The sequence below is a fragment of the Mycobacterium sp. TH-M103 genome (assembly GCF_057473785.1).
This window is the reverse complement of sequence record NZ_JBYCLG010000214.1, coordinates 17,886-32,124: the sequence shown is the minus strand read 5'-3', so window position 1 is coordinate 32,124 and position 14,239 is coordinate 17,886. Positions and strand designations below refer to the sequence as shown.

13 protein-coding genes and 1 pseudogene are annotated in these 14,239 nt (G+C 69.4%); 7 read left to right on the top strand and 7 right to left on the bottom strand.

From position 1 onward, the window contains the following. Positions 1–837 (bottom strand): AAA family ATPase (locus AC2VOR_RS12355; protein WP_486963871.1); only part of this gene is annotated, 837 nt, incomplete at its 3' end. A gap of 43 nt (positions 838–880) precedes the next feature. On the opposite strand from AC2VOR_RS12355, the gene AC2VOR_RS12350 reads away from it, so the two are divergent. Next, positions 881–1,399, top strand: a complete 519-nt coding sequence (locus AC2VOR_RS12350) for a phenolic acid decarboxylase (RefSeq protein ID WP_369738690.1) — start codon at positions 881–883, stop codon at positions 1,397–1,399. Between the two features lie 31 nt (positions 1,400–1,430). Beyond that, positions 1,431–2,204, top strand: a complete 774-nt coding sequence (locus AC2VOR_RS12345; RefSeq protein WP_486963867.1) for an enoyl-CoA hydratase/isomerase family protein — start codon at positions 1,431–1,433, stop codon at positions 2,202–2,204. A gap of 14 nt (positions 2,205–2,218) precedes the next feature. Here the strand turns inward: AC2VOR_RS12345 and AC2VOR_RS12340 are convergent, their stop codons facing one another. Then, a complete protein-coding gene (locus tag AC2VOR_RS12340; protein ID WP_369738688.1) occupies positions 2,219–2,938 on the bottom strand; it encodes a DUF732 domain-containing protein in 720 nt (239 codons plus the stop codon). Positions 2,939–3,762: 824 nt separating this feature from the next. Between AC2VOR_RS12340 and AC2VOR_RS12335 the strand changes: the two genes are divergently transcribed. Further along, positions 3,763–4,209, top strand: a complete 447-nt coding sequence (locus AC2VOR_RS12335) for a hypothetical protein (RefSeq protein WP_369738687.1) — start codon at positions 3,763–3,765, stop codon at positions 4,207–4,209. On the opposite strand, the gene AC2VOR_RS12330 is transcribed toward AC2VOR_RS12335, so the two are convergent. Beyond that, positions 4,187–5,191: a DMT family transporter gene (locus AC2VOR_RS12330; protein WP_369738686.1), complete on the bottom strand. Its 1,005-nt coding sequence runs from the start codon at positions 5,189–5,191 to the stop codon at positions 4,187–4,189. The two genes, AC2VOR_RS12335 and AC2VOR_RS12330, sit on opposite strands and share 23 nt — an antisense overlap. Before the next feature lie 96 nt (positions 5,192–5,287). Next, positions 5,288–6,961 (bottom strand): PecA family PE domain-processing aspartic protease, encoded by a 1,674-nt coding sequence (locus AC2VOR_RS12325; RefSeq protein WP_369738685.1) that lies wholly within the window; start codon positions 6,959–6,961, stop codon positions 5,288–5,290. A gap of 318 nt (positions 6,962–7,279) precedes the next feature. On the opposite strand from AC2VOR_RS12325, the pseudogene AC2VOR_RS12320 reads away from it, so the two are divergent. Together AC2VOR_RS12320 and AC2VOR_RS12315 are read left to right on the top strand one after the other, a co-directional pair. Next, a pseudogene (locus AC2VOR_RS12320) lies at positions 7,280–7,936 on the top strand (alpha/beta fold hydrolase). Between the two features lie 102 nt (positions 7,937–8,038). Then, positions 8,039–8,824: a TSUP family transporter gene (locus AC2VOR_RS12315; RefSeq protein WP_369738684.1), complete on the top strand. Its 786-nt coding sequence runs from the start codon at positions 8,039–8,041 to the stop codon at positions 8,822–8,824. A gap of 15 nt (positions 8,825–8,839) precedes the next feature. On the opposite strand, the gene AC2VOR_RS12310 is transcribed toward AC2VOR_RS12315, so the two are convergent. From AC2VOR_RS12310 to AC2VOR_RS12300, 3 genes are all read right to left on the bottom strand, one after another. Next, on the bottom strand, positions 8,840–10,594 hold the full coding sequence (locus AC2VOR_RS12310; RefSeq protein ID WP_369738683.1) for a PecA family PE domain-processing aspartic protease: 1,755 nt from the start codon (positions 10,592–10,594) through the stop codon (positions 8,840–8,842). 160 nt (positions 10,595–10,754) lie between these two features. Beyond that, complete coding sequence (locus tag AC2VOR_RS12305; RefSeq protein ID WP_486963870.1) at positions 10,755–12,569, bottom strand: PecA family PE domain-processing aspartic protease; 1,815 nt, start codon at positions 12,567–12,569, stop codon at positions 10,755–10,757. A gap of 117 nt (positions 12,570–12,686) precedes the next feature. After that, positions 12,687–12,944 carry a hypothetical protein gene (locus AC2VOR_RS12300; protein ID WP_369738681.1) on the bottom strand — a complete coding sequence of 86 codons (258 nt, stop codon included), beginning with the start codon at positions 12,942–12,944 and terminating at the stop codon, positions 12,687–12,689. Between the two features lie 23 nt (positions 12,945–12,967). On the opposite strand from AC2VOR_RS12300, the gene AC2VOR_RS12295 reads away from it, so the two are divergent. Together AC2VOR_RS12295 and AC2VOR_RS12290 are read left to right on the top strand one after the other, a co-directional pair. After that, positions 12,968–13,630, top strand: a complete 663-nt coding sequence (locus AC2VOR_RS12295; protein ID WP_369738680.1) for a cutinase family protein — start codon at positions 12,968–12,970, stop codon at positions 13,628–13,630. Between the two features lie 57 nt (positions 13,631–13,687). After that, positions 13,688–14,236: a thioredoxin family protein gene (locus AC2VOR_RS12290; RefSeq protein WP_369738679.1), complete on the top strand. Its 549-nt coding sequence runs from the start codon at positions 13,688–13,690 to the stop codon at positions 14,234–14,236. The last annotated feature ends 3 nt before the right edge of the window (positions 14,237–14,239 follow it).

The following is a 14,239-nucleotide window of genomic DNA, read 5'->3' as shown; positions in this document are numbered from 1 at the left end:
GGTGCGCACGATCTCGTGGTCGGGATCGTCGGGATCGTCCTCGGCGCCGGACGCGACGGGCACCTCCAGCGGGCGGTAGCGGATCTCCACCGGGTAGGTGCGCCCCGACACCTCGACGACGGGTGCGCCGCCGAAGTGCGCGGCGAAGCGGTGCGGTTCGATGGTCGCCGAGGTGACGATCAGTTTCAGGTCGGGGCGGCGCGGCAGCAGCTCGCGCAGGTAGCCGAGCAGGAAGTCGATGTTGAGGCTGCGCTCGTGGGCCTCGTCGAGGATCAGCGTGTCGTAGCGCAGCAGGCGGCGGTCGCGTTGGATCTCGGCGAGCAGGATGCCGTCGGTCATGAGCTTGACCAGGGTGCGGTCGCTGACCTGGTCGGTGAACCGCACGGCGTAGCCGACCGCGTCGCCGAGCGGGCTGTCCAGCTCGTCGGCGATGCGCTGGGCGACGGTGCGCGCGGCCAGCCGGCGCGGCTGGGTGTGCCCGATGGTGCCGCGGACGCCGCGGCCGAGTTCCAGACAGATCTTGGGCAGCTGCGTGGTCTTGCCCGACCCGGTCTCGCCGGCGACGACGATGACTTGGTGTGACCGGATGGCCTCGGCGATCTCCTCGCGGCGCTCGCTGATCGGCAGGTCGGGGTAGGTGATCGTCGGCACCGCGGCGCGCCGGTTGGCGACGAGCGTTTCGGCCTCGCCGACCAGATCGGCCAGCTGCCGCAGCGTGCCGGGCTTGGCGCCGCGAAGGTTCTTCAGCCGCCGGCCCAGGCGTGCGCCGTCGCGGACGGTCAGGCCGTCGAGGCGAGCGCGCAGCTCCTTGACGGTCGGTTCGGCCACGAGAGCCAGGGTATGCGTCGTCGCGATGTCGCAGTCGTGAGACCGTCGCACCATGACCACTGCCGACAACCCGATTCCGCCGCAGGACCTGTCCGGGATCGTCGGGCACCGGTTCGTCTACACCTACGCCAACGGCTGGCGCTACGAGATGTACGTCAAGAACGACCACACCATCGACTACCGCATCCATTCCGGCCACGTCGGCGGGCGATGGGTCAAGGGCCAACAGGTCGACCTGGTGCAGCTCGACGACGACAGCTTCAAGATCTCCTGGACCGAACCGACCGGGACCTGCGTGGCGGTCAACGTCATGCCCGGCAAGCGGCGGCTGCACGGCGTGATCTTCTTCCCGCAATGGATCCGGGAGCACGGCGAGCGCACGGTGTGCTTCCAGAACGACCACCTCGACCAGATGCGCGCCTACCGCGACGAGGGACCCACCTACCCGATCTACGTGGTGCCCGAATTCGCCTACATCACCCTGTTCGAACATGTCGGCGCCGATGACGAATCGGTGATCGACACCGCACCCGGCGAGCTTCCGCCGGGCTGGGCCGACCGCACGACCTGAGGCCCATGCTCGCCGCCACTAGGGTGCAACCATGAGCCTGGTCACCTACGCCCTGGACGACCATGTCGCCACCCTCACGCTGAACCGTCCCGAGGCGCGCAACGCGATCAACGGGGCCATGCGCCAGGACATCAACGCGGCCTGGGACCGGTTCCGCGACGACCTGGACGCCTGGGTGGGGATCCTCACGGCCAACGGCGACGTCTTCTGCGCCGGCGGTGACCTCAAGGACGGCGAGGGTTCGGTCGGCAGTTTCGGCGGCACCTTCTGGGAAAAGCCGACGATCAACAGCTTCGAGAGCGGCATGGAGTTGTTCAAGCCGACGATCGCCGCGGTGCACGGGCCGTGTATCGGCTACGGGCTGACCGGAGTCCTGTTCTGCGACTTCGTCATCGCCAGCACCGAGGCCACGTTCTGCTTTCCCGAGGTGTCGCTCGGGGTGCCGACGATCGTCGGGGCCATCCGGCTTCCCCAGCGGGTGAGCTGGGCCAACGCCATGGAGTTGCTGTTGACCGGCAAGCCGATGAGCGCGCAGCGGGCCAAGGAGGTCGGGCTGGTGTGGAAGCTGGTCGAACCCGACGACCTGCAGGCCGAGGCGCGGGCGTGGGCCCGCACCCTGACCGAGGCCGCTCCCCTGGCCCAGCGGGCCACCAAGGAGGTGGCGTGGCGAACCGCGGACATGGGCTGGATCGAGTCGGTGCGCTTCGGTGAGACCATGCGCAAGGTGGCTGCGATGACCGAGGATGTGGCTGAAGGCATTCAAGCGTGGCGCGAGAAGCGCAAGCCCCGGTGGCGCGGCCGCTGACCCGTGTCGGCGCATCAGTAGCAGTCGGGGTAGGCCAGCATCGCGCTGGACACCAGTTGCAGGGTGTCGGCCGTGTTCGTGCCCATCCGCGCCGCCATCTCCTGGTCGACCTGCTCAGGCGAATCGCCCTGCCGGAGCAGCCGGCATGCTTCGTGCGCGTTGTGCAGGATCAGCTGCTGATTGACGATCACATAGCCCAGCGACCGCATCTGGTCGAGGAACCGCTGATCGGCGGCGGGGTCGACCGCGTGCGGCGCCGCATCGCCGGACCGCCGCGGAAAGTGGATCGGGCCGGCGGGGGCCGGGACGGTCACGGTCGTGGGGGCCGGTTCGACGGTGACGGTCGGCGGGGTGGCCTTGACCGTGACGGTCGGCGGGGTGGCCTTGACGGTGACCGTGGGCGGGGTGGCCTCGACCGTGACGGTCGCCGGGGCCGCAAGCGCGGCGGGCGCCTTCCTGGCGGGGGTCTGGGTGACCTCGTCTGGCCGGTGCGCGACGGGCGGGGCCTGCCGCCAGTCGTCATGCCCGCGGACCAGCACCCACCCGACGGCGCCGACCGCGAACGCACTCACCGCGCCCAGCGTCACGAAGACCGCCGCCTGCACCCACGCCAGGCGCCAGGAATGGCGCTCGACGGGCATGGCCTCGTCGTCGTCGAGCGACCACGCCAGTTCCGGTGCGGCCTGCGTCGACGGTGGCACCGCGGCTGTCGCGCCGCCGTCCTCTTCATCCACACTCGCAGTGTGCACGGAGGGTCCGACAACCCTGCGGCGGCACGGCGGCCGGCGAACAGTCGTCGGGCGGATCGCAACACTGACGCCGCGTTGCGCGGTTCCGAATCTGTTCGGGCTGTGAGGATGTCGTCGGTGGGCCGCGTCGTGGGTGCGGCGTTCCGGTTCGGCCGCCCCGCTTCTAGCAAACTCCCAGCCTACATGCGGGCTTCCCGCATCCCAGCGCTGTACGGTTCGGCGTATGGGGCACACGCCGCATCGTGTGGGCCGCCGGCGATGGCGGTATCGGCAAGTCCGGCAAGCGCGGACGGCGGCCCGGACCCGACGCAGTAGGTCTGCGACGCCCACAACCTGGGTGTCGCCCCGAGCAGGTCGCCGAGGGGCTCGAGCGCGGGGACGGGCGGTACAACTATTGGCGCGCGCAGCAGACGACGATGTGTCCGATCCTCGAAGGGGGTTGCGGGTGAAGGCGTTTCGCGCCCACGGGCGGCGTTCTTGGCCGCACGGTTCGGCCGGCGCCGCGTAGCGGCCGATGGCAGATTTTGTCGGTGCCGCGGCGTACGGTGCGGTTTGCCAGACGATCCGCACAGTCGTCCATGGGAGGTCGGCATGACAACCTTTTGGTGGCTGGTGACCCTGGCGGCCTGCGCCGGGATGTACTGCGCCGTTCGCGTCCGGAGGGCCGAGAGACGCAAACCTCACGGGGTGTCATCGTGGGCGAACGAAGAACTCGCGCGACGCGCCGACCAACAAGACCGCTGGGCCCAGCGCGGCGACGCCCGGGGCGTCTACGGCGTCGAAGGCGTCGAGCTGATGAGGCGGGGGAGGTGGGCCGCTTCGTCCTCGACCGCATGGGCGAGATGATCGTGCTGATCAAGCATGTCGAGGACTTTATGCTCACCCCGGCATTCGTCGGCGTGTTCGGCGAGCCCGGCGACGAGAGCAGCGCGGACGCCGAGGGGATCGTGCACGCCGCCACCCGGTTGATGGACTACCACGACCGATTCCTGGGCATGGTGGAACGCTGTCGCGGCCTGGCGGTGGCCAGCGAGTATGGGCCGCTGATGGACGATTTGGCGCAGTTGCTGGACGTGCCGCTGGCCGCCTACCGCGCCTTCATCGCCGACTTCGTCGACCGCGTCGGGGAGATGCCGGCGATGCTGCCGTACTCGCGCGGCACCGTGGCGTTGGACTCGGTGGTGCTCCACATGGACGTCGAGGACGGGCTGATCGCACGAATCCGTCCACAGCTCAACGCGATTGCGGCGCACTGATCGTCCGGCGTGGCATCGCGCGGGCCTCGCAGGCGCGGACTACCGGACCGTCGAACGGGCATGGACTTGCGTACTCCGCTGGGCGCGCGTCGACAGCACGCTGCGCCGGCAGCGCGCCCGATTCGGGTGCCTGACCGCGACCCAGCGCGACGGTGGCCACCACCATCACCGCCGCCGCCATGGCCAGGACCGCGCCCGACGAGCCGCGCACGGCCAGGTGCTCACCGAGCACCGCAATGCCGAGCAGCACCGCGACGATCGGTTCGCCCACCAACATGATCGGGACTGACGCCTGCAACGCCCCGGCATGAAACGCGGCCTGTTGCAGCACGGTGAGCATGCCGGCAAGTGCTACCAGTACGTACGGAGCCGGCACGCTCAGCAGCGCCTGCCAGCCGCCCACCGCGTAGCGGTGCGTGCAGATCTTGGTCAACACGGCGATCATGCCGAGCAGAACCGCGACCGGGACGGCCAGCAGCATGGCGCGCCCGCGGCCGCAGGCGCGCCGCGCGGCGACGACACAGGCGACCACCAGCGGCACCGCCACGCACAGCGCCAAGGTCCAGGCCGGCGCCGGAGGTCGGTTGTGGCCCTCGCGGGGTTGACCGACGAGCACGAAAATCGCCAGCGCGGCGGTCAACAGCGATGCCCATCCCCACTCGGCCCAGCTGATGTGCTGGTGGCAGAGCCGCGCCCCCAGCGGCAGGGCGAACAGCAGCGACGACACCAGCAACGGTTGTACCAGCAAGAGGGATCCGTGGGCGAGCGCCAGGGCTTGAAACGCGTAACCGGCTACGGCGGCCAGACTCCCGGCCCACCAACGCGGCTCGCGAACCAGCGTCGTCGCCATCGGGCCGGACAAGGACTCACCGGCGGGAGCGCCCTGGGCGACCTCCTGCCGAACGACGATGCCCACCGCCGCCCAGAATGCGGCAAGCAACGCCGAAACGATCGCGACCGCGTGGTGCGTCACCCACCCCATGCCGGAATGGGTACCCGGCCTGCGAGCGGAGTGAAACGCACCGGCGGTGCGTTGAGTTCTTCACGCGGCGCCGAGAGCCGTCGGGCTCGGGCGCGCTTAGTAGAGGGTGGTGGTGTTGGCGCCGTAGTCGATGTAGGCCGGGAAGAGCGAGAAGGGCGCAGAGCCGGTGTTCATCAGCCCACTCGAAATGGGTGTCGGGTAATACGCATTGGTGCCACCGGAATAGGTGTACGAGTACAGCGGCGTACCCCCGGGCGTAGAGACCGTGATCAACGTTCCGGGTGTGGGAGTACCGAGGACGGAGGTCGGGAAGGTCCCCTCCACACCGCCGGAGTCCACGATCGAAGGCACGTTGGAGTAGGTGACGGCCGAAGCCCCGCTCCCCTCCGTGACGTTGAGGGCGGTGACCGGCGATCCCTGCAGTGTGGCCACCGGGTTGGTCAACCCCAATTGCGCCGGTGTCCCGAAGCTCAACGACGGGCTCGTGCCTGTTTCGTTGATGAGCAGCCCCTGATCCCACGACGGGTTCGCGAAGTGCTGGGTCGGAATGCTCGGCCCCGGGCCGCCCGCGTTCGGACCGACACCGAGGATGCCCTGCGCGCCGTCGCCGGCGAAGAAGTTCTGGAACGAGAAGCCGTAGTTCTGCAGGCCCTGCAAGCTCGTCGGGAAGGCGAACAGCTCGACGTCGACCGGGGTCGAGTTGGTGACGACGCCGCCACCGAAGTTCACCGGCATGTTGTAGGTGGCATACAGGTAGTCCAATCCCCCGCTGTAGCCACCCAAACCGAAGCCGGTGGGCAGACCGTTGCTGAGCAAGCCGAAGAGTCCGCCGACGTCCTGGTAGGGAACCACCAGGCCGGTGGATCCGGTGTCGACCAGCAGCGGGATGCTTCCCCCGCTGCCGACGGAGGCGTTCACGATGGGTTCGGTATGTTGGACGATTGTCAGCGGAGCGGTCGCGCTGCCGTTTGAGTTGATCACGGCGCCGCTGCTCGCGGTGCTGCTGGCGGCGCTGCCGACCGCCCCGGTCGCTCCCGTGCCGATCAGCGGACGCCCGAGCAGCATCTCGGTCGGCGTGTTGATCGCCCCGATGATGTCCGACCGGACCTGGCTGACGGCCACGTTGACGCCCTGTTCGGCGCTGGTGAGCGCCCCGCCGACGGAGCCGCCGTTGGCGGCCGAGGCCAGCGAGCTCAGCGCCGAGCCGACCGGGCTGGCGGCGACCGCGCCGTTCAGCTGGGCCGATGCGCTCTGCATCGCCGCCTGCCAGCTCGGCAGCTGCGCGGCGGCCGCGGACACTCCCCCGTGGTAGCCGACCATCGCGGCCACGTCCTTGGCCCACATCGCCTCGTACTCGGCTTCCGTCGCCGCGATCGCCGGGGCGTTCTGCCCGAACAGGTTCGAGACGACCAGCTGCACCAGCTGGTTGCGGTTGCTGAGCACCAGCTCGGGGTGCACGACGGCCGACAGCGCCGCCTCGAACTCACCGGCCACAGCCTGCGCCTGGGCGGCGGCCGTCTGCGCCTGGGCGGACGCCGAACTGAGCACGTTCGTGTAGCGTGCCGCCGTCGCCATCATCGCTGCGGAGGAGGGCCCCTGCCACGCCTGGCCGGCCAGACCCGCGGTGATCGAGGAGAACGACTGGGCCGCCGAACTCAACTCGCTGGCCAACCCGTCCCAGGCCGCCGACGCGGCCAGCATCGGTCCCGAACCCGCACCGGAGTACATCAACGACGAGTTGATCTCGGGTGGTGACGTCAGAAAACTCATCCCCGCTGGTGTCCTTCCCCTCCACAACACCCCACCTGTTACCGGTGACGGGCTTCTCACGCTCTGCGGCGACAGCGATCGGAAGCATCACGACAGCCGGTGAATGAACCCTATGACAGGGCCACCCGAAAAATCTTGAATTCAAGCTAATAGACGTATGTCAATAGGGTCGGGCACGGGCGGTAATGGCATCGGTGCAGTTCAGGGGCCATTGGATCGGGCGAATTGTTATCCATTTCACTTTGCGTGCGCCAAAACTCCGACGGTTGGTTCTATCCGCGGCCGGACATGCCTTTGCCCATGCGCACGCCGGAAACAATGGAATACGCGCCGGGTTGCCTCGCGGACGTTTACTGCGGGTTCGGCGCGGCACACCGTCCTGCTCTGGCGTGGCATGCAGACCGATGCCCGCGCGGCCGTCGGTCCCCTCGCCGCTCTGCTCGCCGGCACGGCGCCACCGTGGTGGCGCCCGATTGGAGCTCCCGCGCACCCGACGGCGGTCGCGATGAGCTGTTGCGGTCCGTCGATTTCGCGCGGTCATGCGCCGAGGGCGACCACGGCATCGTGCTCGTCGGATGGTCGTTGGGGGGGCGCCGCCGCCGCGGGCCTGACACTCGCGGCGGCCCGCCTCGCCGTTCCGCTGGCGCACACCGTCTGCCTCGCCGCCGCCTTCATGGTCGCCGATCCGATCTCGGGTCACCGCGCGACCGAGCAACTGTCGGCCTACCGCGCCGGTACCCCGTTCACCTTGCTGCACGGCGCGCACGACGGCGTTGTTCCCCTCGCCGCCGGCAGGGGATTCGCCGCCCGCCTCCGCGAGGTGGGTTGGCCGGTGGACCTGCACGAGGTGAGCGCCGATCACGGGACCATCGCCGGCGCCGCGTCGCGGAGCGCTTCGGCCCGGCCACCGACGAACCGGCCCTGCGCGTGGCAGAAGAGGTGGCCGGGGAGATCGCGGCGACGTTCGCCCGCTAGCCACCGGGGGCATCCTGACTCGATCTCCACGGGGGCAAGCGTTTTCGTCGGAGGTGAAGAGCTGCGCTTGTCCGATCCCACCGGTTCGGTGATAGTGCGGGGGTGTCGACCGCAGAATCAGCGCTCATCAGTTTCGCCGCGGGCCTTGCGCTCGCCCTGACCGCCGCGCCGGTGGGCGTGTCGGGTGCGGTCTTCCTGCTGCCCTTCCAGATGAGCGTCTTGCAGGTCCCCAATCCCGCGGTCACCCCCACGAATCTGCTGTTCAACATCGTCGCCATCCCCGGAGCCTTGGCCCGTTACCGGGCAAAGGCCCGTCTGGGCAGCCCGCTGACCGCGCTGCTGCTGGCCGGCACCGTGCCCGGAGTCATCGGTGGTGCCGTCATCCGGGTATTCCTCATTCCCGGGCCGCGACTGTTTCGCCTCGTCGTCGCGCTCCTGCTGCTGCCCCTCGGAATTCGGCTGTGCCTGTCCAACCGAACGCGCCGCCGTCCTCGGCGGCGGGCGCCGGGCGAACCGTCGAATCGATCCGTCACCGCGCTGGCCGTGGTCGTCGGCGTCGTCGGGGGCATCTACGGCATCGGCGGAGGATCGCTGCTCAGCCCGATCCTGGTCGCCCGCGGCCTGCCGATCCCAACCGTCGCGCCGGCGGCCCTGACGTCGACCTTCGTCACCTCGATCGCCGGTGCCCTCACCTACGCGATCCTGGCCGTCACCCACCCGGGTCGCGACATCGCACCCGACTGGGTCATCGGCATCGCCGCCGGCGTCGGCGGGCTCATCGGCGGCTACCTGGGCGCCCGACTGCAACCACTGCTGCCCGACCCCCTACTGCGCACCTTTCTCGGGGTCGTGGCCATCGCAACGGCTGCGCTCTACGTCATCCGGTGAGGCGCGCACGTCGCGTCACACATAGAAAGTCATCGAGCCGTTGCCGCCGTTGGACAGGTACACCGGGTGCAGGAGGAAGGGCAGCGCCCCGGTGTTCATCAGGGCGTTGTTGGGCGCCGCGGTCGGGTAATAGCTGCTGTAGTAGTTGTAGGCATAGAGCGGTGTCGTGAGATTGTCCGGTGCGTAGACGTAAATCTCTTGTCCCTCTTGTGCATTCACGAACGACGGGAGGGTTCCGTGCACGCCGCCGGTGTCGATGATCGAGCCGAGCTGGTAGGTCGGATATTGCGCGGGGTTTCCGTACGGGCCGCCGACCGTGACGTACAAGTCGCTGATGGGCGCCCCGGTGATCGTGGCCAGCGTGGGCAGGCCCTGCGGGGCCGGGCCGAAGTCGAGATAGGGCGTCGCGCCGAGGACCTCGTTGATGAGCACGCCCTGGCTCAGGCTCCCCGGCAGTGCCGTGATCGGGCTGCTGGGACCGGGACCCAGCGCGTTGGGCCCGACGCCCAGGACGCCGACGACCCCGTTGGGGGCGAAATAATCGCTGAACGAGGTGGGGAACGACGACAGGCTCGTCGGCCAGGAGAAGATGGGGACGTTGTAGGCGGTCGAGGGGGCGACGACGCCGTTGCCGAAATCGACCGGCCCCTGGAACGTGAGGTAGAAGTATCCCAGTCCCCCGCTGTATCCGCTCGTCCCGAACCCGGTGGGGATGCCCAGGTGCTGAATCCCGATGTAGCGGAGCGGAATCACCAGCCCAGTCGATCCGGTGTCGAGCAGCAGGGGCACGCTCTGCCCGCCGTTGACCGAGGCGTAGACGATGGGTTCGATGGTCTTGTACATCGTCAGGGGGACGGTGACGTTCTGCGGGGCGTCGGCGCCGGGTGCGCCGAGGGCGCCGTTGTTGCCGAGCAGCCAGCCGCCGATACCGCCCGCCCCACCGTATGCGGTGGACCCGCCGGTGCCGCCGGTTCCGCCGTTGCCGATCAGCCCCGCCGGGCCGCCCGGACCTCCGGTTTGCGTTCCCGTGCCCGATCCGCCGTTTCCGCCGTTGCCCCAGAGGATTCCGCCGGGTCCGCCGGCCTGGCCGGTCCCGGGGGCGCCGTCGGTTCCGTTGCCGATGAGCGGGCGACCCAACAGGGTGTTGGTGGGCGCGTTGATCGCGTTCACGACGGTCTGTTCGGCTCGGCCGAGTTCGACCTGCAACGCCTGGACGGGATTGGCCAGTGCGCCGGAAAGTTCGGCGGACAGGCCCTCCAGGGTCGCCGGCCAGGACGATATTTGCGCCGCCGCCGAGACGCCACCGTGGTAGCCGATCATCGCGGCCACGTCGGTGGCCCACATGTTTTCGTATTCGGCCTCGGCGGCCGCGATCGCGGGCGCGTTCTGCCCGAACAGGTTCGAGACCACCAGGCTTACGAGTTGACCGCGGTTGGCGGCGACGGCCAGCGGGTGCACGGTGGCGGCCCGGGCGGATTCGAACGCCCCGACGATCGCCTGCGCCTGGGTCGCCGCGGTTTCGGCCTGAGCCTGTGCGGCGGTCAGGAATGACGTGTAGCGGGTGGCGGCGGCGAGCATCGCCGCGGCAGCCGGGCCCTGCCAGGCTTGACCGGCCAATCCCGAAGTGGTGGACGAAAACGCCTGGGCGGCTGACCCCAACGCGTCGGCCAGCCCGTCCCACGATGCCGCCGCGGCCAACATCGGGCCCCCGCCCGCACCGGAGAACATCAGCGCGGAGTTGGTCTCCGGGGGCCAGGTGAAAAAGCTCATCCCGTAGCGTCCTTTCGCCGAATCCGCTGTTGCCGCAACGCGGATCGTACGACGGCAAACGCCAACACCCGAAGGCGTTATCGCACCGGCATAGCAAACTCAAAGAAAGCGCGGCCTACCGGTGACTGCGCCTGGCAGGCAAGGCAATTCACGTCGCGCGTCAGTAGAAGGTCATCGACCCGTTACCGGCGTTGGAAAGGTACACCTCGTGCTGGAGGAACGGCAGGGCCCCGGTGTTCATGAGGCCCGGGTAATACGTCGGGTAGTAAGCCTGGGGATTGGAAGTGGCGGTGCCGTTGTAGGTGTACGAGTACAGCAACGTCGGTGTGGTGCCGGGAGCGTAGACGTCGACGACCGTTCCCGACGGCACGTTGAGCGGGATCGTTCCCTGCACGCCGCCCGTGTCGATGATCGAGGGCAGAGAGGTCACGGAATAGGGGCTGCCCGTCGGCGGGGTGACCGTGACGTCCAGGGTGGTGATCGGCGCCCCGCTCACCTGGGCTATCGACGTCAGGTTCGGGGGGGGACCGAAGGTCAGGCTGGTCGTTGTGTTTTGCACTTCGTTAATCAGCACGCCCTGGCTGAGGTTGCCCGGCAACGCCGTGAGCGGGCTGCTGGGGCCGGGGCCGCCGGCGTTCGGCCCGATGCCCATCACGCCGACCACCCCGTCGGAGGCGAAGAACTGGCTGAAGGAGGTCGGGAAATTGGCCAGACTCGTCGGCCACGAGAAGATGGGCACGTCGATCGCGGTCGGCGAGGTCATGATCCCGTTGCCGAAGTTCACCGGGGCGTTGAAGGTCAGGTAGATGTAGTCGAGCCCGCCGCTGTAGCCGCTCATGCCGATCCCGGTGGGCAGGCCGAGGTTCCAGATGCCGATGTCTTGCAGCGGGATCACCAGACCGGTGGATCCGGTGTCGACCAGCAGGGGCACGCTCGGTCCGCCGTTGACCGAGGCGTAGACGATCGGCTCGGTCGTGGCGTACATCGTCAGCCCGACCTGTCCGGTAGTCACGCCGCTGGCGTTGGCGCCGGACGTGCCGGGGCTGCCGAACAACAGGCCGCCCTGGCCGCCGGGCCCGCCGTAGGAACCGGTCCCGCCGGTGCCGCCGGTACCGCCGTTGCCGAACAGCCCCGCCGCGCCGCCGGCGCCGCCGGGATGCCCGTTTGCACCGGACCCGCCGGTGCCACCGTTGCCCCACAGGATCCCGCCGGCCTGGCCGGCCTGCCCTGTGCCGTTGGCGCCGCTGGCGCCGTTGCCGATCAGCGGGCGCCCCAGCAACGTGTTGGTGGGGGCATTGATCAGGTTCACGATGGTCTGCTCGGCCTGGCCGAGGTCGGCGCTCAGGGTTTGCGCCGGGTTGGCCACCAGCCCGGCCACGGGATTGCCGGCGGCCACCGACGTCACCGCCGCCACCGAATTCGTGCCGAGGGCGCCGGAGAGTTGGGCCGACAGCCCCTGCAGCGCGGCCGGCCAGGCAGCGATCTGGGCGGCCGCGGCCGACACGTTGCCGTGGTAGCCGATCATCGCCGCCACGTCGGCAGCCCACATCTGCTCGTACTCGGATTCGGCGGCCGCGATCGACGGCGCGTTCTGCCCGAACAGGTTCGAGACCACCAGTTGCACAAACTGGTTCCGGCTGGTGGCCACGACCAGCGGGTGCACGATGGCCGCTCGGGCGGACTCGAAGGCGCTTACGACCGCCTGGGCCTGGGTGGCCGCCGTCTGGGCCTGGGCCTGCGCCGCGCTCAAATACCCCGCGTAGCGGGTGGCGCTCTCCAGCATTGCCGCAGCGGCCGGGCTCTGCCAGCCCTGCCCAGCCAGCCCCGAGGTGATCGAGGAGAACGCCTGTGCCGCCGACCCCAACTCCGCGGCCAACCCGTCCCAGGACGCGGCGGCAGCCAACATCGGCGCCCCACCTGCGCCGGAAAACATCAGCGACGAGTTCAGCTCCGGCGGGAACGTCAGGAAGCTCATGTTCTCGGCCTCCTCCTCGCACGACACCCGCATGTCCTGCGGGTGACCGGGAGCATCGGCGCGCCGGCAAACTCGGACTCTAGGGAAATCCGTCGCCAAAATCTCGGGATTCGGCCATTAATTAGACGTACGTCGAAGAGCGGTAGCCCCGGTGTCGCCGCACATCCACCCGCCGAAGGCAGCCACCGTGGGGCCGTTGAGGTAGGAGGGGGCCGGGGACAGCAGGAACGCCGCGACGGCGGCGATCTCGGCGGGTTCGGCAGCCGCCGCATCGCGTTCATGCACTGACGACGCATCGGCCGCGGCCGCGTTGGCGAATTGGTCGACCCCCACCGCCACCGCCGGATCGGGAGCGGTCGCCGAAATCGCCGCCACCGACGGTGTGGCAGGATTTGGAAATGAGCGCACGCAGACTCGCCCGCATCCTCGGTGTCCTGGTCGCGACGGCATGGGGTTTGCTGAGCGCCCCCCTGGGCGTTCCCGCCGCTGCCGCCGATCCCTGCTCCGACGTCGAGGTGGTGTTCGCTCGCGGCACCCATCAGGCCCCTGGTCTGGGCAACGTCGGCGAGGCGTTCGTCGACTCGCTGACCTCGAAGCTCAGCGGGCGGTCCGTCGGCGTCTACGCCGTGGAGTATCCGGCCAACGACGACTACCACGGGAGCTCGTCGGCCGGTTCCGACGATGCGAGCGCCCACATCCAGGGCACCGTCGCCAGCTGTCCCAAGACCAGGATCGTGCTCGGCGGGTACTCGCAGGGCGCCACCGTAATCGACCTGTCGACCGTGCAGATGCCGGCCCCGGTGGCCGACCACGTCGCCGCGGTCGCCTTGTTCGGCGAGCCCTCCAGCGGCTTCTCGAGCATGCTCTACGGTGGCCAGCCGCTGCCGACCATCAGTCCGCTCTACACCGCCAAGACCATCAGCCTGTGCGCCCCGGACGACCCGATCTGCACCGGCGGCGGCAACATCATGGCGCACGTCTCCTACATCCAGTCCGGGATGACCGACCAGGCCGCGACGTTCGCGGCCGACAAGGTCACTCAAAGCGGTCCGCGTACCTGACGCAGTCCGTCCCCGCCGTCGAGCACCCGGGTGGGAGCAGCCGCTAGGGTGACGGGCATGGCCATCGAGTCGACGATGCTCGCCCTGGGGACACCCGCTCCGCCGTTCACGCTGCCCGAGCCGGCCACCGGCGCCACGGTCGGTCTGGACGAGCTCACCGGGCCCGCGCTCGTCGTCACCTTCATCTGCAACCATTGCCCCTACGTCCAGCATGTCGCCGCGGGGCTCGCCGAGCTGGGCCGCGACCTCGCCGGCCGCGGCGTCGCGATGGTGGGTATCTCCAGCAACGACGTCGCGGCCTACCCGCAGGACGGCCCCGACAAGATGGTCGCCGAGGCGGACCGCCACGGCTGGACGTTCCCCTACCTCTACGACGAGACCCAGGATGTCGCCCGGGCCTTCTCCGCCGCCTGCACCCCCGACACCTTCGTGTTCGACGGCGAGCGCCGGCTCGTCTACCGCGGTCAGCTCGACGACTCCCGGCCCGGCAACGGCAAGCCGGTGACGGCCGCCGACGTGCGGGCCGCGGTCGACGCGGTGCTTGCCGGGCGGCCGGTGAATCCCGACCAGCGGCCGTCGATCGGCTGCGGAATCAAGTGGCGATGAGGC

Bases quoted from the DNA above. Each gene is read 5' to 3' on its own strand.
- AC2VOR_RS12350 (WP_369738690.1), top strand. From the start codon at position 881: ATGACCACTGCCGACAACCCGATTCCGCCGCAGGACCTGTCCGGGATC.
- AC2VOR_RS12345 (WP_486963867.1), top strand. From the start codon at position 1,431: ATGAGCCTGGTCACCTACGCCCTGGACGACCATGTCGCCACCCTCACG.
- AC2VOR_RS12330 (WP_369738686.1), bottom strand. From the start codon at position 5,191: ATGGGGTGGGTGACGCACCACGCGGTCGCGATCGTTTCGGCGTTGCTT.
- AC2VOR_RS12325 (WP_369738685.1), bottom strand. From the start codon at position 6,961: ATGAGTTTTCTGACGTCACCACCCGAGATCAACTCGTCGTTGATGTAC.
- AC2VOR_RS12310 (WP_369738683.1), bottom strand. From the start codon at position 10,594: ATGAGCTTTTTCACCTGGCCCCCGGAGACCAACTCCGCGCTGATGTTC.
- AC2VOR_RS12305 (WP_486963870.1), bottom strand. From the start codon at position 12,569: ATGAGCTTCCTGACGTTCCCGCCGGAGCTGAACTCGTCGCTGATGTTT.
- AC2VOR_RS12295 (WP_369738680.1), top strand. From the start codon at position 12,968: ATGAGCGCACGCAGACTCGCCCGCATCCTCGGTGTCCTGGTCGCGACG.
- AC2VOR_RS12290 (WP_369738679.1), top strand. From the start codon at position 13,688: ATGGCCATCGAGTCGACGATGCTCGCCCTGGGGACACCCGCTCCGCCG.